The organism is Streptomyces roseolilacinus (assembly GCF_014649335.1).
Classification (GTDB): domain Bacteria; phylum Actinomycetota; class Actinomycetes; order Streptomycetales; family Streptomycetaceae; genus Streptomyces; species Streptomyces roseolilacinus.
The window spans coordinates 374,543-398,475 of record NZ_BMSV01000001.1; the positions used below are offsets into that span (position 1 = coordinate 374,543).

Below are 23,933 nucleotides of genomic sequence, written 5' to 3' on the forward strand. Positions count from 1 at the left end.
CTACGGCCCCCGTCGGCACGCCGTTCACGATCACAGGGTGGTCTCGTTCGTTTTGAGCCGAGCCTGCGGTGATCGTTGTCCCTTCCCTCTTCTAACCCGGCAGAGGCAGCTCGAACCACACGGTCTTGCCGGCCCGACCTTTCCTCGTACCCCAGCGACGGGCGGAACAGGCGACCAGTCCCAGCCCTCGTCCGCTCTCGTCGTCGGGGCCTGCGGGGCGGGTGCGGGGCGGATCCGGAACCGGATCGGAGACCTCGACGAGGAGGGCGGCGTGCGGGGGGAGGGGTCCGTGCGACGCGGGGGGACGGCTGATGCGCAGGCCGACGGGACCGCGGGCGTGCCGCAGGGAGTTGGTCACGAGCTCGCTGACGAGGAGGACGGCGATGTCGCCGAGGGCGGCGTCGAGCCGCCAGTCGCGCAGGGTGTCGCGGACGGCGCGCCGGGCCGTGCGCACGGCGTCGGGCCGTCCGGGGAAGGTCCACTCGGCACACGCGCCGTCGGTGTCGCTCACGCCGATCACTTCCCCGGACCAAGAACAGACCCGCGTCCGATTTCAGGGGGTTAATCAGCACATACCCGATATTCGGGTCGTCGTACCGTCGGACGGGCCGCGGTCAGGGGCGCGGGGAACCGCCGTCCGGGGGGAGGTACCGGAGGGCTTCGACGACCGCGGGGACGTCCTGTTCCAGCCAATCGACGGTGTCCCATTCCGCGCGGGTCAGCCAGCGCAGCTCGTCGTGGTCCTGGAGGGGCCGGGGCTCACCGGAGAGCACGCGGGCCGTCCACACGTGCAACACGTGGCCGCGTCCGAGCGGCCAGGCACCCGGAACGCGTTCCCCCGGTTCCGTCTCGATGCCCAGCTCCTCGCGCAGCTCGCGCACGAGGGCCTCGGGCGGGGTCTCGCCCGGCTCCACCTTGCCGCCGGGCAGCTCCCAGCGGCCGGCCAGCTCGGGCGGCGCACTGCGGCGCGCGGCGAGCAGCCGCCCCCGGTCGTACACGGCTCCGGCGACCACCACACGATCCGTCATGCGCCGGAGCGTATCCGCCGGCGGGGATCAGCGCGCGGGCTCCCCGATGCGCTCCACCCAGTAGAGCTGCCGGGGGCCGGGCGAGTCGAGGCTGTCGGCGACCTTCTGCGCCTCGTCCTGCGTCGCGTACCGGCCGACCCGGTAGTGGTTGCCGTTGCCGTCCTGCCGGATGACCTGCCAGAGAAGAGTCGTACCGCTGTCGGGCATCACGCCGTTCCCCCCGCCCGGTCGGCTGTGTCGAAGGATTCCGTCGAAACCGCAATCCGCATATGCCTGAGCTTACGCCTGACCTTTACGGACCGGATACGCATTTGCACAAAGAGATACGGATCCGGCCAGGGGCCCTACGGGAAGAGGGGGCGCACTCGTCCGAGCACGCCCCCACGCTCTACCGCGGACCGGGCCTCCCCCGCCTCGGGCCCTCCGCGCTCAGCGCACCGGCAGGTGGTACGCGACGCGGTAGCGGTCGGCGGGGACGACGACGTCGGCCGTCTCCACCGCCTGCCCGGACGCGAAGTAGGTGCGCTCCACGGCGATCACCACGTGCCCCGGCACGCCCCCGAGCGCCAGCAGTTCCTCCGCGAGGCCGGGGCGCGCGCCGACCTCCTCCACCACGTTGTCCACGACGACGTCGATCGCGGCCATGCGCTCGACGACCCCGCACCCGCCCAGCGGGCCCTCCTCGGGCAGCATCACGGGCGTGCGCCCGGTGAGGGCGAGGGGCTCCCAGGACGTGGAGAGCATCATCGGCTCGCCGCCGTCCCGGAAGAGGTACCGGGTGCGCATCACGGGGTCGCCGGGCGCGATGCCCAGCCGGGCGGCGATCTGCGCCGGCGCCTGCTCCCGCTCGCTGCCGGACTCCCACGTGCCGCGCGCGCCCTCGGCGGTCTGCTCCTGGCGGAACGGGGTCACCGGCCCGTGCGCCGGGCGGTACCCGGAGCGGGCGATCCGGCGCGGCACGGGGCGCTCCCGCACGTACGTACCGGATCCGGAGCGGCCCTCGACCAGGCCCTCGGCCATCAGGACCTTGCGCGCCTCCAGGGCGACGGTGTCCGAGACGCCGTACTCCTCGCGGATGCGCGCCTGGGAGGGCAGCCGGGTGTGCGGGGGCAGCGAGCCGTTGACGATCTTCTTCCGGAGATCGCCCGCAACACGCAGATAGGCGGGCTGCTCGCCGAATGTCACAGGCCACTCCCATCAGCTTGACGGACAGCGACAGCCTGGCAATCCGGCGCTCACCCCCGCAAGCATGGGCCAGGGTTTCACTCGAAGTGATGACAGCTGTTTGGCGGGCGGTCCGCCGGTCCCCCACGCGCGGGGCGCACGGCGGCGGTGGCCGTCGTGCGCCCCGGAAGCGGCGGCGTCAGCTGGTCGGCTCGACCGGCGCCTTGGTGGAGAGCTTCAGCGCGGCGCGCGCCTCCTTGCCGAGGTCGAGCGGCAGGGCCTCGTAGCCGGGCTCGTAGTGCGTCCAGAAGGTGTCGGCGTCGGAGGCCTTCGCGGCCTTCGCCCAGTGCTTGCGCGCCTTCTCCAGCTCCTTCACCACGTCCGCGACGGGCTGGGCGGAGGCGCCGGGGAAGGTGTGGCCCTCCAGCTGGGCGATCGAGCCGTCGAGGGCCTTCTCCAGCGATCCGGCCCAGGCGACGTTGGCGTCGAGGTCGGTCTCCGGGTCGTCCTCGGGCTCCGCGACGAGCACGGCGTCGAGGGAGTTCATCGCCTTGAGGTACGCCACCTGGCCGGCGTCCAGCGTGGTGGCGTCCGCGCGCAGCGAGCCGGTCAGCTTGCCCTTCTCGGCGGCGAACGCGCACGTCACCGTACGGTCCTTGACCCGCCGCCAGCTGTCCTCGGTGGGGTGGTAGTAGAACGTCACCGCGTTCTCCGGCACCGCCCAGGAGTCGAGCGAGTACTGCTCGCTGATCTTGAGGCAGCGCTCCTCGGCCTGCTTCTCGATCGCCGGGACACCCGGGTAGGCGCTGCCGGTCAGCTGGAACGCGCCGGTCACCTCGGCGTCGTGCGGCTTGGCGCAGTCGACGCTCTTGATCGTCTCGACCTCCTGCTGGTCGACCGTGCCGCCGGGCTGGTTGAAGCAGTCGCCGGTGCGCAGGCTGAACGCGGAGTCGGTGCTGGCGACGTCCTCCTGCACCTTGCGGGCGTCGTCGACGAACTCCTTGAAGCCCCCCGTGGCGAAGCCGGCCGCGACGAGCAGCGTGCTGATCAGCGACAGGACCATGCCGGCTATGGCGAGGCCCTTGCCTCGCTGCCCCTTGCGCTTGATCTGGCCCAGCGCGACCGCGCCGAGGACCAGGCCGAGCGGCGGCACGAGACAGACGATGCCGGTGACGAGGGAGGCGATGGCCAGGCCGTTGGTGGTGGCCGAGGGGTGCGGCGCCCCGGGCGGCGGGGGCACCGGCGGGTAGGGCTGCTGCGGCGCGGGCCAGCCCTGGGGAGACGATGACACGGGTACGGTGCTCCTGTCGGGGCAATAGACGAACAAACGTATGAGCGGCGCGCATCGTACGCGGTGCGGGGCAGGCGCCCCAAGACGGCCGACGAACCGGACAATCCGGGTGGCGGCCCGTCCGGTGGCCCGCGGAGCGGGGACCTGCGGCAACACGGCTGCGGCCGGGGCCGGTTCGCCGGGCGGACGGTTCCGGGCGCGGCGCACGGCCTCTCCCCGCCCCGGACCGGCCCCCGACCCCGCGGCCCTCGCCCCCTCGGCCTCCGGCCCCGCGGCCCCTCGGCCTCCCCCCCGACCGGCCTCCGGCCTCCGGCCCCGCGTGCCCTCCCCCGCCCGGACGGCGGCGGGCACGCGTGGGGGCGGCCGCCGAGACCGGCGACCGCCCCTGTCGGATCAGATCCCGCGGTGCGTCAGAACTGCAGCGCCCACGAGTCGATCTTGCCCGTGTCGTAGCGGGCGTTGTCGTTCACCCGCAGCTTCCACGTGCCGTTCGCGACCTCGGACGAGGCGTCCACGGTGTACGTGGTGTTGATGTTGTCGGCGCTGCCGCCCGTGCTGTAGTCCTTCAGCGTGTAGGCGGTGCCGTCCGGCGCGACGAGCTGGACGCGCAGGTCGCCGATGTAGGTGTGCTGGATGTTGACCTCGACCTTCAGGTCGGTCGGGGCGTTGCCCTCGACGCCGGTGGCGGTGACCGGGGAGTCGACGGTGGCGAGGTCGTTGATCGTGTAGTCGCCGGTGTTCTCGAAGCGGGGGCCGGTCGGCGGGGGCGTGGTGCCGCCGTCACCGACGTACAGCAGGCGGTTCGGGGAGCCGGTGCCGGGGTTGGTGACCACACCGCTGGTGGCGGCGGAGGTCAGCGCCGTGGAGACCTGGGCCGGGGTGGCGGACCGGTTGTTGGCCAGGTACAGGGCGGCCGCGCCCGCCACGTGCGGGGAGGCCATCGACGTACCGGAGATGGTGTTGGTGGCGGTGTCGCCGGTGCTCCACGCCGACGTGATCGACGAGCCCGGCGCGAAGATGTCCAGCACGCTGCCGTAGTTGGAGAAGCTGGAGCGGGCGTCGGAGTTGGTCGTCGCGCCGACCGTGATCGCCTCGGCGACGCGGGCGGGCGAGGAGTTCGACGCGTTGGCGTTGTCGTTGCCGGCCGCGACGGCGTAGGTGATGCCGGAGGCGATGGAGTTGCGCACGGCGGTGTCGAGGGCGGTGTCCGCGCCGCCGCCGAGGCTCATGTTGGCGACGGCCGGCTTGACCGCGTTCTTGGTGACCCAGTCGATGCCGGCGACGACCTGGGCGGTGGTGCCGGAACCCTGGTTGTTGAGGACGCGGACGCCGACGATCTTCGCCTTCTTGGCGACGCCGTACGCGGTGCCGCCGACGGTGCCGGCGACGTGGGTGCCGTGGCCGTGGCCGTCCTGGGCGGTGTTGTCGTTGTCGACGGCGTCGTAGCCGTAGGAGGCGCGGCCGCCGAAGTCGCTGTGGGTGATGCGGACGCCGGTGTCGATGACGTACGCGGTGACGCCCTCGCCGCCCGGGTCCGGGTAGGTGTAGCTCCGGTCGAGCGGCAGGCTCCGCTGGTCGATGCGGTCGAGGCCCCACGTCGGGTTCGGCTGCGTGCCGTTGATGGTGAAGACGCGGTCCTGGACGACGGACTCGACGGCCGGGTCCGCGGCGAGCTTCTTCGCCTGCGCCTCGGAGAGCGTCACGGAGTAGCCGTTCAGCGCGGCGGTGTACGTCTTCTTGATCTTCGCGCCGTACCGCGCCGCGACCGCCTTGCCGGACGCGGCGTCCGAGTCGGCGGCGGACTCGTCGAGGGTGACGACGTAGCTGCCCTGGACGGCGTTGGGGGCGTCGGCGTACTGGATCACGCCCTCCTGCGCGGCGCCGGCGGCGGCCGCCGGGTGGCCGGAGAGGGTGCCGAGGGCGAGGGCGGCGACGACTGCCGCGCCGGCGGCGGTGGCGACTCTGCGCCGCGACGTACGCATCACTGACATGTGAGGGATCCTCCTCATTGGTGGTGCGTTGCTGTGGGGGATTTTTCGGCAGGTGCATGACAACCCCTGATGTACGCATGCACGACGGAGGACGCCGCGGGGTGAGCGACGCCGACCACCTTGGCCTGCCACGCGAAAGGTTGGCCGATCCATAGGAATCCCACAAGGGTGCTGAACCGTCGTTAACAGGTGTGCCACACAACTGTCATGCTGGTCGCCATGCTGGAGGATGCGCACCACAGCTGCGGGACATGCGGAGTGCGGGCCCCCGTTTCGGCACTGACCTGGAACTGCCCGCGCTGCGCCGGGCCCTGGGACCTGGACTTCACCGCCTCCCCCGTCCCGCGCGGCGCGCCGGCCGGCCGGGTGGGCCCGCTGTGGCGGTACGAGGAGGCACTGCCGCTCTCCGACCCGTACGTGACGCTCGGTGAGGGCCGCACCCCGCTGGTCCGGCTGACGGACACCGTCTCGGCCAAGCTCGACCACCTGATGCCGACGCTGTCCTTCAAGGACCGGGGCGCCGCGCTCCTCGTCGAACTGGCCCGGCGGCTCGGCCCGGACCGGGTCGTCTGCGACAGCAGCGGCAACGCGGGCACGGCGGTCGCCGCGTACTGCGCGCGGGCGGGGCTGGACTGCACCGTGTACGTACCGGAGTCCACCCCGCCGAAGAAGCTGGAGCAGATCCGGGCGCGCGGGGCCCGGCCGGAGGTCGTCCCGGGCGGCCGGGAGGCGGCGGCGCGGGCGGCCCGCGCCGCGGCGGGCGCGCCGGGCGTGTTCTACGCGTCGCACGCGGACAACCCGTACTTCCTGCACGGCACCAAGACGTACGTGTACGAGCTGTGGGAGGACCTGGGCGGCCGCCTCCCCGACACGCTCGTCGTCCCGGTCGGCAACGGCACGCTGCTGCTGGGCGCCGCCCTGGCGACCGCCGAACTGCTGGCGGCGGGCCTGGTGGACCGGCGCCCGCCGCTGGTGGCGGTCCAGGCGGAGCCGGTGGCGCCGCTGGCGCGGGCGTTCGCGGCGGGGGCCGCGGACGCGGAGCCCGTACCGCCCGCGCCGACCCTGGCGGAGGGCATCGCCGTCCCGCACCCGCGGCGCGCCCGGCAGGTCCTGCGGGCGGTACGGGAGTCGGGCGGCACGTTCCGCACGGTGACCGACGCCGGCATCCGGGACGCACAGCTCGACCTGGCGCGGCGCGGCCTGTTCGTCGAGCCGACCGGGGCGGCGTGCTGGGCGGCGGTCGCGGCGGAACCGCCGCGGGGCCAGACGATGGTGCCGCTGTGCGGGGCGGGGGCGAAGACGGGACTCGCCGCCGGCGACCCGGACGGGGATCTTGCCGTGGCGGACGGCACCGGGCACGGTGGAGTCTGCCCGAATCCCGCTATTCCTCCTGGGAGTTGAGGATGAAGAAGTCCACTCTGCGCTCCGCCGCGGCGGCCGCCGCCCTGGCCACCGGTCTGGCCGCGGCCTCCGTGACGACGGCCGCGGCCGCCCCGGCCCCGGCGGACCGCCCGGCCGTCGGCCGGATCGCCACCCCGGAGCAGCTCGCGGACAGCCTCCGCCAGGCCGTCGAACGGGAGCGGAGCCACGGCGGCGACGTCGCCGAGGGCAACGTGGTGGGCTACCTCGCGCCCCAGGCCGACACCGGCACCCGGCCCTGCTGACCGTGGACGCGGAGGAGCCCGCCGTCCGGTGGTGTCCGAGCGGCGCGCCCGACCGCCCGGAGTCCGTGGTGCTCGGCGTACGGTCGGGGCCGGACGGCCAAGTCGCCTACCTGGCGACGCCGGTCGCCGCCGCGGAGGTCGTCCCCACCCTGCCGGAGGGCGTGCCGCCCACCCGGGTCCTGCGGTTCGCGTCCCACTGCGTGAGCGGGTGCGCCAACCGCGTCGGCCCGGACTGCGGCCTCGCCGACCGCATGCTGGCCCTGCCGGCGCCCCCGGACACGGCCCCGGTCCCCCGCTGCCACCTGCGGGCGCACTGCAAGTGGTGGCACCAGACGGGCACCGCCGCCTGCCACCGCTGCCCCGCCGTGGCGACGACCCCCCTGGCGGACGACACCCTGGCCGCCCTGGTGGCCGACCCGACGACCACCCGCGAACACCTGGCGGCCCACCTGTCCCACCCGGCGCCCCCGTCGCCCCCCGCCTCCTGATCCCGGGCCGCGGGCCGCGCCCTGCCCCGGGGTGCGGCCCGCCCCGGGGGCACGGCGGGGGCCCGCCGGCACGGCCGGCGCGCGGACGGCCGAGCCGAACGGGTCGGCCGGGCCGCGAGGATCACGATCTCCTCGTCCGTCACGAGCCCTCACGTGGCGCCGCGCACTCCTCGGCCGGGACGAGTACGGCGTCGCCGTGCCTGGAGGCGATCCCGGTAGCCCCGTGATCGTCGTTGACCTTCTCGATCAGTGGGGAGGGCCTCGCGGGCTTCCCGCGGACCGGTCGCGATCGGAGGGCGCCCTCACTCCGATGCCGCGGGCCTCCCGTTCGTCACACCCAGACGCGCCTGCTCCTCCTCGACGATCCGGCGGGCCAGTTCGGTGTCCGACACGTCCACCGCGTCCGGGGTGGCTTCGGCCACGGCGCTACGGCGGGCGTACGCATCGAACAGGCGGGTCTTCTCCTCCAGCATCCGCACCATGCGTTCATCCACTCCCCCCGTGGCGAGAAGGCGATGCACGTGGACCGTCCTGACCTGGCCCATGCGGTGGGCCCGGGCCACCGCCTGGTGTTCGATGGTCGGCTTGATCTGCGGTTCGCAGATGACGACGACGGAGGCAGCCTGCATGTTGAGGCCGACGCCGGCCGCCTGGATCTGCGCCAGGAGGACCGCTGGTCCCGAGACCCCGGCGAAATCGTCGACGATCTGCTGCCGCCGCCCGGCCGGGACGCTGCCGGTGAGCGGACCGAACATCGGGATACCGGCGGTGGGACGCGCGGCGAGTGCCGCCTGCACCACGCCCAGCACGTCCTTGAAATTGGAGAAGATCACTGTCTTCTGCCCGTTCTCGCCGGCCTCCTGGACGATCTCGCGGAGCCGGTCCAGCTTGGCCGACTTCTCGGGGCGCATGTACGCGGCCCTGCGCATCGCCATGAAGTTGCCCGCGCGCACGGCTTCCCGGTACGCCTCCTCGTCCGACGCGCTCAGTTCCTCCCACTCGTCGGTCTGCTGGAGACTCGGGAGTTCCGTCAGCACGTCCTCCTGGTTGCGCCTCAGGTAGACGGGAGCGACGGCCTTGCGAAAGGCGACCGATCCTGCCAGGGCGTCCCGCTCGCCGAGGGAGTCCGCCACCCCTCCGTCGAGCATCCGGACCAGGTTGCGGAACTCCACGACCCGGTTCTCCATCGGGGTTCCGGTCATGAAGAGGCTGCGCTCACAGCGCTCCGTCCACAGGGCGACCGACTGGGACCGCTTGGTCTTCGGGTTCTTCACGGAGTGCGCTTCGTCGACGACGAGCAGCCCGACCTCCCCGCCGCCCGGCGCCGGGAATCCGCGCAGTGCGTCGAACGTGGTCACCCCCACCCCGCCCCGCCCCTTCCAGTCGGCGAACGCGTAGTGCCGGTCGGGGCCGTGGAGCACCATGACGCGAAGGGTGCTGCGGGCCTCGATCTCCCGGGTCCAGTTCACGAGAACGCTCGCCGGGCAGACGACCATGAAATGGCTCTGCCCCTCGGCGGCCAGGTGCGCCAGCACGGCGATCGCCTGGATGGTCTTCCCGAGACCCATTTCGTCACCGAGTATCACCTTGCGCTGCGCGAGGACGAATCGCGCGCCGAACGCCTGGTAACCGCGCAGGGAGACCCGTCGGTGCGAGTCGTCGAGCTGCTGCGTCCGTACCCGCTCGGCGATCTCCTCCGGCAGGAACCCCTCGGCGGCCGCGGCGTCCGGCAGCCGCCCGGAGATCTCGGCGAGCAGGCTGTAGTACTCCGCGGAACGGAGTTCGAAGTCCACCCACGCCGCGATGTCGGACGAGGATCCGCGCAGCAGGTCCACCGAGGCTTGGGCGAACAGCTCGGGCAGGTCGGCCTGCTCCGCTTCGTCCGCCAGTGAGCGGATCTCGGCGACCGCCGCCAGGGCGCGTGCCTTCTTCTCCCGGCCGGCCAGCAGCATCCCGAAACGCCCGGCGGCGGGCCTCGCGTCGGCCAGCAACGGGGCGAGCCGTTCCGACAGGGTCGTGGCTCGGTCCACCGCGCGCCGGGCCTCCGGGCCGGCTTCCACCAGTACGTGCAGGGCCATGACGAGCGCGGTGGTGCTCGGTTCCGGCCGGTCCACGTCGATGTGGACGGCCACCGTCTCGTGCACCGCTTCGGACAGCCGGCGCGCAGCGGCCAGGATCTGGTCGACGGTGCGCTGCCCGACACCGGGGATCTGCCGCAACCGGTAGGGGCCCGCTTCGAGGACACGAGCCACCGTGCCGAAGCCGTTCTTCTCGACGGCCCCCAGCCGCAGGCGTCCTTCTGTGGCGTCCTGCAGCCGGGCGACGGGAATGGCGCCGAGCTCCCGCGCGACCGCCGCGTCGTGAATCGGCTTGAGCGCCGCCCGCACCGCCTCGACCGCCCTGCCGTGGTCGCCGACCACCGCCTGCGCCGCCTCGTACAGCCGCGCTCCCCTCGCGACCGTGTCCCGCTCGCCCCGCCCCACGCGTCCCGCCCCTCTCTCGCAATCCCCCGCATCCTCCCACCCCCCACTCCGGCCCCGGACGGAATGCCCGTCGAGCTCGGACAAGACGCCGATGTCCCGTCGGACAGGGGGCCTGCCCTGCGCTGCCGCAGGTCAAAGGCCCCTGCGTGGGCTCTCCCGGCCACACGTACGCCATCGATGCCGTCCTCGCCGTCACCGCCCGCAACGCATCCCGACCGGTCACCGTCCTCACCTCCGACCCCGAGGACCTGCCACTCCTGTGCGGCCCTTCCGTGGAGGTCGTCAAGGTCTGAGGCAGTGCCACTGCCACGCCGACCCCGCCGGCCGCGAACCCTCGCGGCGGGGTGAGGTCTCCCTGCGGGGAGAAGCCCGTACCCGACCCGCCGACGAGCCGGCCGGACATGGCTCTCGACGACACGTCAGACGTTGAAGCGGAATGTTTGCGGACTGATCCTGACCTGCGGCGGAGCCCTGTAAAGCGCCCTGAGCAGGCGTTTCTCCGTTGGCGAGCGTTAGGGTCCGACAGTCTCTTACGAGTGTCCTGCGGACTGTCTGCGGACTGGCCTACTGGGTCTCGAAGGCGTCGACGTGCCTGCGCAACTCCGCCGTGACGCCTTCGTCACCGCCCTCGACTGGGCAGCGGCCATGGTTCCTGTTCGACGTTTCGCCACAGCGAGGCTACTCCCGAACCAGACGAGGTGCTGGGCGGGAACGAAGGCGTCCTGGAAGCACCCGGCGATGACAGCGGCTTCGCCGGCGGTCAGGTCAGTCGCACCAGGGACCGGAGCAATGGATCAGTCCAGCCTTTTTGGCCTGCCGCGCGCTGACCCGCCCATTGCAGTGCTCTGGGGCCAGCCACAGCTGGATCCTGTAAGAGCTAGACGGTATGAACGAAGGCGCGGTACTCCTTGGCCACCAGCTCCACCTCGCGGGAATGCCTGTTGAGGTACTGCCCGATCGAGACGATCTCGCCATCAGCCGCAATGCTTGCGTACGCCTGTGCGTACCCGCGAGGGTCCGTGTCCGAGGAATAGACGCGAGCACCCTGATCTTGATGTACCCAGATGCGGTGCTCGTCGGCCATGGTCGCCTCGGCCCAAACGGGTCCGACCTTCTCCAGGAGCACATAGTGCAGCCCCAGGAGGTCCAAGAGCTCTCGATCACGTTCCCACACTGTCCCCGCGTACATGTTGCTCACAAGGAACAGCGGGGCTCGGTACACGAGCCGCACGGCATCGGGGAAGGACATGCCTCGGCCGTTCCAGCACAGGGCGCCACGTACCGAGTGCCGCAGCCCTTGGCTGGGTACGGCTTCGCCCACCACCATGGGCAGGAGGTTCTCCATGCGGTCCGGCCACCCATGGATGATTGCTTGCAGGAGGTCGCAGGGGTTGTAGACGTGCAATCCGACGTCTCCCTCACCAACCTTCGGGCCCACTTCGTCGAGCCAGCCGTCCACGAGTGACTCCCACTCATAGTTGCCGGCCAGGCTCTGCCGAGTCTCCTGCCTGAACGCCTTCCAGCGGCTGGCTACCTGCGGGCTGGCGGTGCCCGTGTAGAGGATCTGGCTGTCTCCTCGTTCGTCCCCGGCAAGGAAGCGGAACAGGTCCTGCTGTTCGAAGGCGGCTGTGTCGTCGTAGGCGCCGGTGCCTCGGAAGCCTTGGATGGCCCAGTTGGGGTTCTCGGCGAGATTCTTCAAGACCCCTGGCCGGGCAGATTCCATGTTCATTCCACGCAGCTTGCTGCGGGCAAGACGGTTGCAGATCTCGGAAAGGGCCAGGTACTCAGCCTGGTGCTCGGCGGCGAATGGCTCGGGCCCGTCGTAACCACCCAGGAGATCCGCCGAGGCTAGTTCCTCGTTCACCCGGCCTACCGCCAGGTACAGGCCGAAAGGCGCCGGGATGTAGTGCTTCTCCGCTACCCGGTCCAGATCCGCCGCCAGCAGGTCGAGCGCCCCCAGCTCGTCCGCGACCTTGCTGATGATCCTCCAGCCCTGCTCACGCTGTTCCTCCGTGGTGAAGAAGAACAGGTTGTGGATGGGGGTGACACGGGGCTCGAATGCCCGGGGCAGAAGCTCCACCCGCTCGGCCCCGATGGGGGTACCGCTGCTGTCCAAGAGCAGTCGGTACCCACGAAGATCATGACTCCAGTCGCGCGCGGCATGACTGACCGCGATCAGGAGTTCTTCCCAGTCATCCGGCATGGCAACGATCACTGCACGGATGCGATCCGGCGCAAGGTTCTTCTCCCGGCAGAGAAGCTCGGTGTACTTGTTGACCTCGTGCAGGGCTTGCCGCGCGCTGGACCGGGACCGCTTTAGCTCGATGACCACCCACATGTGATGGCGGTCACGGGCCAGGATGTCGATGCTCCCCCTGGTGCCGTGTGCGTTGGGCAGCGGGTACTCCGCGAACTGAACCGGCCGGAGCCCTGGCTCGATCAACTGCAGGTTCTGTACGAGCGCGTCGCGCAGAACGTTTTCAAGAGGCGGTCGCATGGCCGAAGGCTAAACCGGAGGACTGACAACGACACTACGGTGGAACACAGTTGGCGAGTCTTCTGTACTTCATCCGCCATCCTGGCGAGCACAACCGCATCTCGGGCTACCCATGCTCCTCATCGAGCTCCGGGATCCCATCGAGGAACTTGCCCTTCCTGCCAGGATCCCCCTACACCCGATAGCCGGTTGCGGCGCTGGCGGCAGGGTGGTGGTCAGGGCGGCCCAAGTGGGGTCGGTGAAGATCCGGTCGGCGTGGTCGGGGAGGGCCGCGCGCACGTCCTGTTCGTAGCGGCGGGCGGTTGCGGCTCGTGGTGCGCGGCGGGTCAGGCCAGCCAGGACGGGTGTGGCGGCCTGCTGGTAGCCCGCCTGGAGGTGACGGAAGGCTTCTTCGGCCGCGGCGGCCTGCTGTGCGTGGCCGCGCTGTTCGTGCCACTTGGCGGCGGCGCGGGCCAGGTGCACGGTGGCGAAGAGCAGGGCGATGGCGAGTCCGCCCGGCTCGTTGGAGGCGTAGGCGAGTTCCTTGGCGGCCTTGTGCAGGGCGGTGGCGGCCTGGTGGTCGGCGCGGGTCGCGGAGCGGCGGGCGCGGTTGAACGCCATCGCCGCCGCCCGCAGTTCCGCCCGGTGTGGGCCGGTCGTGGCGCTGGCGATGTTGTACAGGGCGTCGCCGAAGGCGGCCAGGTGGCCCTGAGCGGCGGCATCGTCACCGGAGTCGAGGACGGTGCGTGCCGTGTGTATGGCGGTGGTGGTGTGGCGCCATGGGTCGGCGGGGTCCGCCACATACCGCGGGTGGTCGGCCACCTTCCGGTCGGGGAGGCGTTCGCGTAGGCGGTTGATGGAGAGGTCGGGGGCGAGTTTCGAGCCGCCGTACCAGACGGGTTCGCCGGCCGCGTTGGTGTCGCCGGGGGCGGCGAGGCTGTAGCCGATCACGTCGCCTGTCTCGGGGCCGAGGCGTGTCTTGACCTTGATGCCGAGGGACTGCAGCACGGTGAAGTAGTCGGCTTCGGTTCGTACGGCGGCGGCGACCGCGTACGCCTGCTCGCGCAGCCAGTGCCGTGCCGTGGCCGTCTGGCCCTGGCGCTCGGCCTTGGCGCGTTCGGCACCGGTAGGGGTGCGGGGCGCGGTGAGGTCGCCGGACTTCAGGCGGCGCAGGCCGAACTCGGCTTCGATCTTGCGGCACTCGGCTTGGGCCGCTGTCCGTCGCGGTGGGTGCGGGGGCGGCGTCCGTCGGCGCGGATGGTGGTGGCCATGATGTGGATGTGGTCGTCGGCGTAGCGTACCGCGATCCACCGGCATGCCTTCTCGTCGCCGTCGGGGGCGATGCCGGCGGCGTGAACGATGCGGCGGGCGACCTCGGCCCACTCGGCGTCGGTGAGGTAGCGGTCGCCGGGCGCGGTGCGGACTCTGTGCGGACCACAAAGGCCGCCCAACCCGCTCCGCCGCAGGTCAGACGGCCTTTCGCCGAACGTATTAGACGTTGAAGCGGAACTCCACCACGTCGCCGTCCTGCATCACGTACTCCTTGCCCTCCATGCGGGCCTTGCCGGCGGCGCGGGCCTCGGCCACCGAACCCGTGGCGACCAGGTCCTCGTAGGAGATGACCTCCGCCTTGATGAAGCCCTTCTGGAAGTCGGTGTGGATGACACCGGCCGCCTCGGGGGCCGTCGCGCCCTTCTTGATCGTCCAGGCGCGGGCCTCCTTCGGGCCGGCCGTCAGGTACGTCTGGAGGCCCAGGGTGGCGAAGCCGACGCGGGCCAGCGTGGCCAGGCCGGGCTCCTCGGCGCCGACGGACTGCAGGAGCTCCATGGCGTCCTCCTCGTCCAGCTCGGCGAGGTCCGCCTCCAGCTTGGCGTTGAGGAAGATCGCCTCGGCCGGGGCGACCAGGGCGCGCTGCTCGTCCTTGAACGCCTCGTCCGTCAGCTCGTCCTCGTCGACGTTGAAGACGTAGAGGAACGGCTTGGTGGTGAGGAGGTGGAGGTCGTGGAGGAGCTCCGCCTTCTCGCCGCCCTGGACGACGCCCTGCGAGAAGAGGGTGTCGCCGCGCTCCAGGATCTCCTTGGCGGCCTCGACGGCGGCGACCTTCGGCGCCACGTCCTTCTTGATCCGGGACTCCTTCTGGAGGCGCGGCAGGACCTTCTCGATGGTCTGGAGGTCGGCGAGGATCAGCTCGGTGTTGATCGTCTCGATGTCGTCCTTCGGCGAGACCTTGCCGTCGACGTGGACGACGTTCTCGTCCTTGAAGGCGCGGATGACCTGGCAGATCGCGTCGGACTCGCGGATGTTCGCCAGGAACTTGTTGCCCAGGCCCTCGCCCTCGCTCGCGCCGCGCACGATGCCCGCGATGTCGACGAAGTCGACCGTGGCGGGCAGGACGCGCTGCGAGGAGAAGATCTCGGCCAGCTTGTCGAGGCGGGCGTCCGGGACGCCGACGACGCCGACGTTGGGCTCGATCGTGGCGAACGGGTAGTTGGCCGCCAGCACGTCGTTCTTGGTCAGGGCGTTGAACAGGGTCGACTTGCCGACATTCGGCAGGCCGACGATTCCGATCGTGAGCGACACGTTGGCGACTTCCCTAGAAGTGTGGATGGTGGGCCGACCCCCCAGTTTACGGGCGTGCCGGCGGCGGCAGCGACGGGCGGGCGGCCGGGTCCGGCCGGTGGACTTCACGCCAAGGTCATCCCAAAGGTGTGTCTCGTACCGGTTCTCGGGCCATCCCCCGCCTACTTTGTCACCGTGGAGCAGCACAGGAGCAGTCCCCCTCGCCGCCCGAGGCCCCCGCGGCCCGCCGGGCCGCCCCGGGGCGCGGTCCCGGAGGGCGCCACCGGGGCAGCTGGGGAGGGCGCGGCCGGCGGGACCGGTTCGCGGCGCGACAGCCAGGAGGGTGCGCACATGGACGGGCGGTCCGGTGGACGGCGTGGCGGGCGGCTCGATCCCCGGCCGGAGGCACCGCGCGGGGGTCAGCCCGGTGGGCGGCCGCAGCGGCGCGACGGCCGGCCCGGGGCGCGGGACGGCGGGCGTCCCGCCCCGCCCGGCGCCGGGCGCGGGGGCCGCGGGGCGGTTCCGGCCGCGGCGCGGCCCGGGGCGCGGGGCGGCGGGGCGCCCGGCACGGGCGGGCGGGGGCTCGCGGGGGTGCTCGCCGCGGTGCGGCGGCTGCCCCGGCCCCGGCTCACCGGGCTCGGCGGGGGTCTCTTCGCGGCTGCCGCCATGCTGCTCGTCGGGTGTGTCGACGGGTGGCTGTTCGACGGTTCGCCGCTCGTGTACGGGCTGCTGTTCCTGCCGGTCAGCGCGGTGACCGCGCTCTGGGTGCGGGCGGCGGACCTGGTGTCGGCGCCCATCAGCGTGCCCATCGCGTTCGCCGTCGGGGTCGTGCCGATCGCCGGCGGGGAGGGCGGGTTCGGCGGCCACGCGATGGCCCTGGTGACCGCGCTCGCCGTGCACGCCGGGTGGCTGTACGGCGGGACGCTGGTGGCCGGCCTGATCACCTGCGTGCGGAAGGTGCGGCTCATGGGGCGGCGCCAGCGGGCGGCCGCGGCCGCCGCGCGGGCGGCGGCGGCCCAGCGGCGGCCCTGACGGACGCCTGCCCGTCCCGGCGCGGAGCCGGTGCGGAAGAAGGCGGCCCCGCGGCACCAGGGGGGTGGTGCCGCGGGGCCGCCGGCTCTGTGGCCCTCCTCGCGGGAGGGGGTCAGACGGTGGTGACGACCTCGTCGTACGCCAGGCGCGGGGAGCGCGGGTACCAGGCGTCGTCGCCGGGCTTGCCGATGTTGACGATCATCAGCGGCGTGTGGTCGTCGTCCAGGAACTCCTTCTGGACGCCCGCGAAGTCGAAGCCGGTCATCGGGCCGGCCGCGAGGCCCGCCGCGCGGACGCCGACGATGAAGTACGCGGCCTGGAGGGCGGCGTTCATGGCGGCGGCCGACTCGCGGGCCGGGCGCTCGGCGAAGAAGGCGTCCTTGGCCTGCGGGAACGCGGGGAACAGCTTCGGCAGTTCCTCGTGGAACTCGTTGTCGGCGGCGAGGATCGCGACGAGCGGGGCGGTCGCGGTCTTGGCCTGGTTGCCCTCGGCCATCAGCGGGACCAGGCGCTCGCGGGCCTCGGCGGAGCGGACGAGGACGACGCGCAGCGGGGTCTGGTTGAAGGCGGTCGGGCCGTACTTGACCAGGTCGTAGATCGCCTGGACCTGCTCCTCGGTCACCGGCTCGTCGGTGAACGTGTTGGCGGTGCGGGCCTCGCGGAACAGCAGGTCCTGCGCGGCGGGGTCGAGGACGAGCGACATGGGGGTGGTGCCTTCCGACGTACGGAGTCCGGGCTACCGCGCGGCGGGGTGCCGCGCGATGCCTCCACCGTACGCCGAGATAGGTGAAGTTTCAACTAAAGGCGGGGCGCGGTGTGCCGCCTCACAGCGCCGCACCCGCCCGGCACCCACTCCACCCGGTGTCTAGTCCTCCCGGTCGGAGCCCTCCCGCTCCTCCGCGAGCGACGCGTCCAGCCGCGCCCTGGCGCCCTCCAGCCAGTGGCGGCAGACCTTCGCCAGCTCCTCGCCGCGCTCCCAGAGCGCCAGCGACTCCTCCAGCGTCGTCCCGCCCGCCTCCAGGCGGCGCACCACGTCCACCAGCTCGTCGCGCGCCTGCTCGTACCCGAGCGCCGCGCCGCCCCCCGTCACCGCCGTGTCCTCCCCGGCCGCCGCCGTGTCCGTCGTGTCCGCCGCCGTGTCCTGTGCCCTCGCCATGCCCCCACCCTACGGTCGGGATCCGACACCGCCGCCGTCCACGCGCCGCACCGTGAACTCGCCGGCGGCGACCCGGGCCCTCAGCTCCCCGCCCTCCGCCACCTCGTCCGGCGAGCGCACCACCGCGCCGTCCGGCCGCTGGAGCACCGCGTACCCCCGCTCCAGGGTGGCCGCGGGCGACAGGGCGACCACGCGCGCGCGGGTGTGCGCCAGCTCCGAGTCGGCCCGGTCCAGCAGGTGCCCCAGCACCCGCCGGCTGCGCGCCAGCAGCGCCTCGACCTGCGCCCCGCGCTCCTCGACCATCCGCTGCGGCTGCTCCATCACGGGCCGGGCCAGCGCGTACGCCAGGCCCCGCTCCTCCCGCTCCAGCAGCCCGCGCACGCAGCGCAGCGCGCGGTCCCGCAACGCGCGCACCCGCTCCAGCTCCTCCCGCACGTCCGGGACGACCTTCTTCGCCGCGTCCGTCGGCGTCGCCGCCCGCAGGTCGGCGACCAGGTCCAGCAGCGGCGAGTCCGGCTCGTGCCCGATCGCGGACACCACGGGCGTACGGCACTCGGCGACCGCCCGTACGAGCTGCTCGTCGGAGAACGGCAGCAGGTCCTCGACGCTGCCGCCGCCGCGCGCGACGACGATCACGTCGACCCGCTCCAGTTCGTCGAGCTCCCGCACCGCCCGCACCACCTGCGGCACCGCGTGGACGCCCTGCACCGCGACGTTGCGCACCTCGAAGCGGACCGCCGGCCAGCGGCGCCGCGCCACCTCCAGCACGTCCCGCTCCGCGGCCGACGCCCGGCCGCACACCAGGCCGACCAGCTGCGGCAGGAACGGCAGCGGCCGCTTGCGCTCCGCCGCGAACAGCCCCTCCGCGGCCAGCGTCCGCTTCAGCTGCTCCAGGCGGGCCAGCAGCTCCCCGATGCCGACCGGCCGTATCTCCGCGGCCCGCAGCGACAGCTGGCCGCGCGGCGCGTACCACTCCGGCTTCGCGTGCACCACGACCCGCGCGCCCTCGGACACCACGTCCGCCACCGCGTCGAACACCTGGCGGTAGCACGTCACGCTCACCGAGACGTCCTGCGACGGGTCGCGCAGCGTCAGGAAGACCACCCCGGCGCCCGGCCGCCGCGACAGCTGCGTGATCTGGCCCTCCACCCAGACGGCGCCGAGCCGGTCGATCCACCCCCCGATGAGCCGGGAGACCTGACCGACGGGCAGCGGGGCTTCGGCGGACGTAGTCAGTGACATACGGGGAGCGTACGCGCCGCCGCCGACAACACGCCCCCGCCGCCCGTGGGGGATCTTCGGCCTGATCCGCCCACCCTTACGATGGGGGGCATGACTCCTACGCCTCCTGCCCGCCGGGTACTCCTCGCCGCTCCGCGCGGCTACTGCGCGGGCGTGGACCGCGCCGTGATCGCCGTCGAGAAGGCGCTGGAGCAGTACGGCGCGCCGATCTACGTACGGCACGAGATCGTCCACAACAAGTACGTCGTGCAGACCCTGGAGAAGAAGGGCGCGATCTTCGTCGACGAGACGCACGAGGTGCCCGAGGGCTCCATCGTGATGTTCTCCGCGCACGGCGTCGCCCCGACCGTCCACGAGGAGGCCGCCGAGCGGAAGCTCGCGACGATCGACGCGACGTGCCCGCTGGTCACCAAGGTCCACAAGGAGGCCGTGCGGTTCGCCGACGAGGACTACGACATCCTCCTCATCGGCCACGAGGGGCACGAGGAGGTCATCGGCACGTCCGGTGAGGCGCCCGACCACATCCAGCTGGTCGACGGCCCCGACGACGTGGCGAAGGTCGAGGTGCGCGACCCGTCGAAGGTCGTCTGGCTGTCGCAGACCACGCTGTCGGTCGACGAGACGATGGAGACGGTCGACGCGCTGAAGGGGAAGTTCCCGCTGCTGGTCTCGCCGCCGAGCGACGACATCTGCTACGCCACGCAGAACCGCCAGCTCGCCGTGAAGCAGATGGGCGCCGAGTCGGACCTGGTCATCGTCGTCGGCTCGCGCAACTCGTCGAACTCCAAGCGCCTCGTCGAGGTCGCCAAGCTGGCCGGCGCCCGCGAGGCGTACCTGGTCGACTTCGCCGACGAGATCGAGGAGGAGTGGCTCCGGGACGTGTCGACGGTCGGGGTCACCTCCGGCGCGTCGGTGCCCGAGGTCCTGGTCGAGGGCGTCCTGGAGTGGCTGGCGCAGCGCGGCTTCGAGGACGTGGAGATCGTGAAGGCGGCGGAGGAGTCCATCACCTTCTCGCTGCCGAAGGAGCTGCGCCGCGACCTGCGCGCCGAGGCCGCCGCGATGTCGGAGGGCTGACCGCCCCGGACCGCTCCGCTCCGCCGGTCCCGCGGTCCTCGCGGTGCGCGCCGCCCCGGCGCCGTAACGTGGTGTCCATGAACGTCTTCGGAGTGGACATCGGTGGGTCGGGGATCAAGGGCGCTCCCGTGGACCTGGACCGCGGCGATCTGGCGGAGCCCCGCCACAAGGTACTGACACCGCAGCCCGCGACGCCGTCCGACGTCGCGGGCTGCGTCGCGGAGGTCGTGGCGCACTTCGGCTGGTCGGGGCCGGTCGGGGTGACGTTCCCCGGCGTGGTGACGGGGTCGACGATCCGTACGGCCGCCAACGTCGACAAGGGCTGGATCGACGTGGACGCCGCGGTGCTGCTGGGCGAGCGGCTCGGCGGGCTGCCGGTGACGGTGCTGAACGACGCGGACGCGGCGGGCGTCGCCGAGATGACGCACGGCGCGGGCCGGGGCCGTACCGGCACGGTGCTCATGCTGACGTTCGGCACGGGCATCGGCAGCGCCCTCTTCGTCGACGGCCGCCTCGTACCCAACACCGAGCTGGGCCACCTGGAGCTGAACGGCAAGGAGGCCGAGAAGCACGCCTCGACGAAGGCCAAGGAGGACAAGGACCTCGACTGGCAGGAGTGGGCGCACCGGGTGCGCGCGTACCTGGCGCACCTGGAGATGCTGTTCTCGCCGGAGCTGTTCATCGTGGGCGGCGGGGTGAGCCGCAAGGCGGAGAAGTTCCTGCCGCTGATCGACGGCATCCGGGCGGAGGTCGTCCCGGCGCAGCTGCAGAACAACGCCGGCATCGTGGGCGCGGCCATGGCCGCGGCCGGGCGCCGCTAGGGAGTGTCTTCAAAGTGGCGTCGTCCGCCCGCAGGGCGGGCCGGGCGGCGTCTGGTGCGTGCGATCGCAAGGCGGAGGAGGGAGCCACTGCGGAGCATGGGCGACCGACGACAACGCGGCTGGGGGTCCCCCCTGCTCGAGCGCAGCCGAGAGCTCGGGGGAGGGCGTGCCAGGCGCCGCCCGGCAGACGGGACTTTGAAGACACGACCTAGGAGCGTGCGGCGCGGCGCCCGGACGGCGGGCGCCGCGCCCCGGCTCAGCCCTGCTTCGCCTTGAGCGCCGCGGCCATCTGACCCAGCCGCTCGAAGGACGCCGTGCCGGTGACCACCGTCGTCACGCCCTCCTCGCGCAGCACCAGGGCGTCGTACTTGGGGCCCTCCCAGCGCTGCCAGGCCCGCCCGGCGACCTGCTGCACCTCGCCGGTGTCCCGCGCGTCGTGGGTGACCCTGACCACGTGCCGCATCGGCGAGTCGGTGGACTGCTCGACGGCGACGTACTCGCGCTCCGGCGTCAGGAAGCCCAGGTGCCAGGCGTCGGCCTCCCGGCTGTCGTACGAGACCGACGTGGGCCGCCAGCCCGCGCCCAGGCCCTCGGGGGCCGCGACCGGGTAGGGCGCGACGCGCTGGGCCGTCACCAGCTCGACGCGGTAGTCGACCGGCTTGATCGGGTCCGCCGTGTCGTCGTGCGGGATGAAGAGGTAGATCACCCCGGCGGCGGCGCAGATCACCGCCATCGACTGGAACATCCCGCGCACTGTCTGCTTGCCTCGCATACCTGCCACCCCCCCATGGTCGCATCAGGGCATCCCGCTCATACGTGGGCCCCTCTGCTCAATTTGTCGACGTACCGATAGAGTCGCAGCACCCTCTTCACCACCGGCCGTCGCCGTACAGAAAGGTGCGCTCCGATGACCGAGCATCATCTGCCGTCCGAACTCGTGGTCTCCCCCGAGGCCCCCGACCGCAACCTCGCCCTGGAGCTGGTCCGGGTCACCGAGGCCGCCGCGATGGCGGCGGGCCGCTGGGTCGGCCGCGGCGACAAGAACGGCGCCGACGGCGCCGCCGTGCGGGCCATGCGCACCCTCGTCTCCACCGTCTCGATGAACGGCGTCGTCGTCATCGGCGAGGGCGAGAAGGACGAGGCGCCGATGCTGTTCAACGGCGAGCGGATCGGTGACGGCACCGGCGCCGAGTGCGACATCGCCGTGGACCCGATCGACGGCACGACCCTCACCGCGAAGGGCATGCCCAACGCGATCGCCGTGCTGGCCGCCGCGGACCGGGGCGCCATGTTCGACCCGTCCGCCGTGTTCTACATGGACAAGCTGGTCACCGGCCCCGACGCGGCCGACTTCGTCGACATCGACGCGCCCGTGTCGGTGAACATCCGGCGGGTGGCCAAGGCGAAGAACTCCGCGCCCGAGGACGTCACCGTCGTCATCCTGGACCGCCCGCGCCACGAGGGCATCGTCAAGGAGATCCGCGAGACGGGCGCCCGGATCAAGTTCATCTCGGACGGTGACGTGGCCGGTTCGATCATGGCGGTCCGCGAGGGCACCGGCGTCGACCTGCTGATGGGCATCGGCGGCACGCCCGAGGGCATCATCAGCGCCTGCGCCATCAAGTGCCTGGGCGGGGTCATCCAGGGCAAGCTGTGGCCGAAGGACGAGGAGGAGCGGCAGCGCGCCCTCGACGCGGGCCACGACCTGGACCGGGTGCTGTCCACGGACGACCTGGTGCGCGGCGACAACGTCTTCTTCGTGGCGACCGGCATCACCGACGGCGAGCTGCTGCGCGGCGTCCGCTACCGCTCCGAGACGGCGACGACCTCGTCGCTCGTGATGCGCTCGAAGTCCGGCACGATCCGGCAGATCGACTCGACGCACCGGCTGTCCAAGCTGCGCGCGTACAGCCAGATCGACTTCGACCGGGCGAAGTAGCCGAAGGACCACGCCCGACGGCGGTCTTCCGGCCGGACGGCCTCCGGCCCGGTCCGCGGGACGGCGATACGAAGAGGGGCGCTCCCAGTGCGGTGGGAGCGCCCCTTCCCGTGCGGGCCGTGCCGCGTGGTCCGCCGTACCGTCCGTGCCGCCGCCCGGGCGGTCAGCCGGCGGCGGCGATCTGCTGGCCGGCCGACGCGGCCTTCTTCAGCTCCACCTCGCGGCGCCGGCGGCGGGCCAGCGCCACGCGGCGCTCGGCGGCGGTCAGGCCGCCCCACACGCCGTACGGCTCGGGCTGGAGCAGCGCGTGCTCGCGGCACTCGACCATCACGGGACAGCGGGCGCAGACCCGCTTGGCGGCCTCCTCGCGGGCGAGCCGCGCGGCCGTGGGCTCCTTCGACGGGGCGAAGAAGAGCCCCGCCTCGTCGCGGCGGCACACCGCCTCCGTGTGCCAGGGGCCCCCCTCGTCCTCCCGCGCCGGAACGCGCTGGGACGGGACGGCGGCGACCTGGAGGGGCTGATGCGGCAGTTGCAGCACGGTCTACTCCTGACGACGGCTTACGCGGGAGAGAGAGACGATGCAGCAAGCCCTACCCGCTGTGCGCACGCCTATGCACTGCGTGGCGCGCGCTTCCCCGGAGGGGGCCGGGTGCGGCCGAAACCCGACGGTCGGCGAACGGGCCCGGGGCCCGCCCCGGGTCAGTGCCCGAGGTGCTTGCGGAGCTTGTCGTGGAGGAGGTCCGCGATGCGCTTGCCGCTCTTGGGGCGGGCCTCCACGCTGCCGAGGACCGAGTAGCCGTTGACGACCACGACGGGCGCCTCCGGGTCGTCGGCCTCCAGCGCCCGCACCTCGAAGTTGCCGAGGACGCCCGTGCCGTTGCCGCGCAGGGAGACGTTCTCGGGGACGCGGACCTCGATGTTGCCGAAGACGGCGGTGACGTCGAGAGTGGTGAGGCGCTGGGTGAAGGTGGCCTCGGTGAGGTCGATCTCGACGTTCCCGAAGAGGGAGAAGACGGTGGTGCGGGCCCCGATCCGCCAGCGGCCCCGGCGGGTGTTGCTGGAGAACACCGCGACCAGCCGCTCCACCGCGCCGTCCGCCCCCGCCGCGTCGTACGCGCCGTGCGCGGCCTGCGCGCGGGACGCGGCCTGCGCGGCGGCGGGGAGGTCGCCGACGAGCGGCTCCAGCTCGGCGAGGGTCTTCGCGCGGTACACGGCGTCGATGCGCTCGCCGTGCTCCTCGGCGTCGAGCCGCCCCTCGACCAGCGCCTCCCGGAGGATGTCGGCGACCCGGTCGCGGTCGGCGTCCGAGGCGCGCATCGCCGGGGCGGACTGCGGGGCGCGGGAATCGGGCTGCTTCTGGGGCTGCTTGTCGAAGTCCACGGCCTCAGCGTAGCGAAACGCGATAGATCGCGACTAGGGCGGGATGAGCCTTACCTCACAGACCCGGGCGCCCGGCGGCGCTCTACGCTTGTGGACGCGTTGCCAAGGGAGGCCGCGCCGCTGTCTGCCGAGTGAGGAATGGCCG

General features: G+C 72.5%; 22 protein-coding genes and 2 pseudogenes. 8 read left to right on the forward strand and 16 right to left on the reverse strand.

Annotation, left to right across the window (positions count from 1 at the left end):
- Positions 1-91: 91 nt before the first annotated feature.
- The 6 genes from IE106_RS01630 to IE106_RS01655 all read right to left on the reverse strand — a co-directional run bounded on the left by IE106_RS01630 (position 92) and on the right by IE106_RS01655 (position 5,474).
- Complete coding sequence (locus IE106_RS01630; protein ID WP_189529410.1) at positions 92-520, reverse strand: ATP-binding protein; 429 nt, start codon at positions 518-520, stop codon at positions 92-94.
- 94 nt (positions 521-614) lie between these two features.
- On the reverse strand, positions 615-1,028 hold the full coding sequence (locus IE106_RS01635; protein ID WP_189529411.1) for a (deoxy)nucleoside triphosphate pyrophosphohydrolase: 414 nt from the start codon (positions 1,026-1,028) through the stop codon (positions 615-617).
- A 27-nt stretch (positions 1,029-1,055) separates the two neighbouring features.
- A complete protein-coding gene (locus tag IE106_RS01640; protein WP_189529412.1) occupies positions 1,056-1,235 on the reverse strand; it encodes an SPOR domain-containing protein in 180 nt (59 codons plus the stop codon).
- Positions 1,236-1,457: 222 nt separating this feature from the next.
- Positions 1,458-2,213 (reverse strand): GntR family transcriptional regulator, encoded by a 756-nt coding sequence (locus IE106_RS01645; RefSeq protein ID WP_189529413.1) that lies wholly within the window; start codon positions 2,211-2,213, stop codon positions 1,458-1,460.
- Between the two features lie 178 nt (positions 2,214-2,391).
- Entirely contained in the window at positions 2,392-3,483 is a 1,092-nt protein-coding gene (locus IE106_RS01650) for a DUF4190 domain-containing protein (protein ID WP_189529414.1), read from the reverse strand.
- Positions 3,484-3,893: 410 nt separating this feature from the next.
- Complete coding sequence (locus IE106_RS01655; RefSeq protein ID WP_189529415.1) at positions 3,894-5,474, reverse strand: S8 family peptidase; 1,581 nt, start codon at positions 5,472-5,474, stop codon at positions 3,894-3,896.
- Positions 5,475-5,693: 219 nt separating this feature from the next.
- On the opposite strand from IE106_RS01655, the gene IE106_RS01660 reads away from it, so the two are divergent.
- From IE106_RS01660 to IE106_RS01670, 3 genes are read left to right on the forward strand one after another with little or no spacing between them, the layout of a single operon-like run.
- Positions 5,694-6,875 carry a pyridoxal-phosphate dependent enzyme gene (locus tag IE106_RS01660; protein ID WP_229839919.1) on the forward strand — a complete coding sequence of 394 codons (1,182 nt, stop codon included), beginning with the start codon at positions 5,694-5,696 and terminating at the stop codon, positions 6,873-6,875.
- Positions 6,876-6,877: 2 nt separating this feature from the next.
- Positions 6,878-7,138 (forward strand): hypothetical protein, encoded by a 261-nt coding sequence (locus IE106_RS01665; RefSeq protein ID WP_189529417.1) that lies wholly within the window; start codon positions 6,878-6,880, stop codon positions 7,136-7,138.
- A gap of 2 nt (positions 7,139-7,140) precedes the next feature.
- Complete coding sequence (locus tag IE106_RS01670) at positions 7,141-7,626, forward strand: hypothetical protein (RefSeq protein ID WP_189529418.1); 486 nt, start codon at positions 7,141-7,143, stop codon at positions 7,624-7,626.
- 302 nt (positions 7,627-7,928) lie between these two features.
- Here IE106_RS01670 and IE106_RS01675 read toward each other — a convergent pair whose 3' ends face one another.
- The gene (locus IE106_RS01675) at positions 7,929-10,109 is read right to left on the reverse strand and encodes a DEAD/DEAH box helicase (protein WP_189529419.1); all 2,181 of its coding nucleotides are present in this window, start codon (positions 10,107-10,109) and stop codon (positions 7,929-7,931) included.
- A gap of 188 nt (positions 10,110-10,297) precedes the next feature.
- Between IE106_RS01675 and IE106_RS01680 the strand changes: the two are divergent.
- Positions 10,298-10,402 (forward strand): annotated as a pseudogene (locus tag IE106_RS01680) (DNA-binding protein); the annotation flags it as partial.
- Positions 10,403-10,986: 584 nt separating this feature from the next.
- Here the strand turns inward: IE106_RS01680 and IE106_RS01685 are convergent.
- The 3 genes and pseudogenes from IE106_RS01685 to ychF form a co-directional block, all read right to left on the reverse strand.
- On the reverse strand, positions 10,987-12,606 hold the full coding sequence (locus tag IE106_RS01685; protein ID WP_189529420.1) for an endonuclease NucS domain-containing protein: 1,620 nt from the start codon (positions 12,604-12,606) through the stop codon (positions 10,987-10,989).
- Between the two features lie 159 nt (positions 12,607-12,765).
- Positions 12,766-14,054 (reverse strand): annotated as a pseudogene (locus IE106_RS01690) (relaxase/mobilization nuclease domain-containing protein); the annotation flags it as partial.
- 22 nt (positions 14,055-14,076) lie between these two features.
- Positions 14,077-15,165 carry a redox-regulated ATPase YchF gene (gene ychF / locus IE106_RS01695; RefSeq protein WP_189529421.1) on the reverse strand — a complete coding sequence of 363 codons (1,089 nt, stop codon included), beginning with the start codon at positions 15,163-15,165 and terminating at the stop codon, positions 14,077-14,079.
- 570 nt (positions 15,166-15,735) lie between these two features.
- On the opposite strand from ychF, the gene IE106_RS01700 reads away from it, so the two are divergent.
- A complete protein-coding gene (locus IE106_RS01700; RefSeq protein ID WP_189529422.1) occupies positions 15,736-16,176 on the forward strand; it encodes a DUF6542 domain-containing protein in 441 nt (146 codons plus the stop codon).
- 112 nt (positions 16,177-16,288) lie between these two features.
- On the opposite strand, the gene IE106_RS01705 is transcribed toward IE106_RS01700, so the two are convergent.
- The 3 genes from IE106_RS01705 to xseA all read right to left on the reverse strand — a co-directional run bounded on the left by IE106_RS01705 (position 16,289) and on the right by xseA (position 18,574).
- Positions 16,289-16,879 carry a malonic semialdehyde reductase gene (locus IE106_RS01705; protein WP_189529423.1) on the reverse strand — a complete coding sequence of 197 codons (591 nt, stop codon included), beginning with the start codon at positions 16,877-16,879 and terminating at the stop codon, positions 16,289-16,291.
- Between the two features lie 162 nt (positions 16,880-17,041).
- Complete coding sequence (locus IE106_RS01710; protein ID WP_229839920.1) at positions 17,042-17,332, reverse strand: exodeoxyribonuclease VII small subunit; 291 nt, start codon at positions 17,330-17,332, stop codon at positions 17,042-17,044.
- Between the two features lie 9 nt (positions 17,333-17,341).
- Entirely contained in the window at positions 17,342-18,574 is a 1,233-nt protein-coding gene (xseA, locus tag IE106_RS01715) for an exodeoxyribonuclease VII large subunit (RefSeq protein WP_189529424.1), read from the reverse strand.
- A 90-nt stretch (positions 18,575-18,664) separates the two neighbouring features.
- Here xseA and IE106_RS01720 point away from each other — a divergent pair, with 90 nt between their 5' ends.
- Both IE106_RS01720 and ppgK read left to right on the forward strand, forming a co-directional pair.
- On the forward strand, positions 18,665-19,648 hold the full coding sequence (locus IE106_RS01720; RefSeq protein ID WP_229839921.1) for a 4-hydroxy-3-methylbut-2-enyl diphosphate reductase: 984 nt from the start codon (positions 18,665-18,667) through the stop codon (positions 19,646-19,648).
- Between the two features lie 77 nt (positions 19,649-19,725).
- Entirely contained in the window at positions 19,726-20,469 is a 744-nt protein-coding gene (ppgK, locus tag IE106_RS01725) for a polyphosphate--glucose phosphotransferase (protein WP_189529426.1), read from the forward strand.
- 256 nt (positions 20,470-20,725) lie between these two features.
- Here the strand turns inward: ppgK and IE106_RS01730 are convergent, their stop codons facing one another.
- On the reverse strand, positions 20,726-21,241 hold the full coding sequence (locus IE106_RS01730) for a DUF4245 domain-containing protein (RefSeq protein ID WP_189529919.1): 516 nt from the start codon (positions 21,239-21,241) through the stop codon (positions 20,726-20,728).
- A gap of 135 nt (positions 21,242-21,376) precedes the next feature.
- Here IE106_RS01730 and glpX point away from each other — a divergent pair, with 135 nt between their 5' ends.
- Positions 21,377-22,408, forward strand: a complete 1,032-nt coding sequence (glpX, locus tag IE106_RS01735) for a class II fructose-bisphosphatase (RefSeq protein ID WP_189529427.1) — start codon at positions 21,377-21,379, stop codon at positions 22,406-22,408.
- Positions 22,409-22,571: 163 nt separating this feature from the next.
- Here glpX and IE106_RS01740 read toward each other — a convergent pair whose 3' ends face one another.
- Positions 22,572-22,946: a WhiB family transcriptional regulator gene (locus tag IE106_RS01740; protein WP_189529428.1), complete on the reverse strand. Its 375-nt coding sequence runs from the start codon at positions 22,944-22,946 to the stop codon at positions 22,572-22,574.
- A 161-nt stretch (positions 22,947-23,107) separates the two neighbouring features.
- Positions 23,108-23,788: a DUF1707 SHOCT-like domain-containing protein gene (locus IE106_RS01745; RefSeq protein WP_189529429.1), complete on the reverse strand. Its 681-nt coding sequence runs from the start codon at positions 23,786-23,788 to the stop codon at positions 23,108-23,110.
- Positions 23,789-23,933 lie beyond the last annotated feature (145 nt).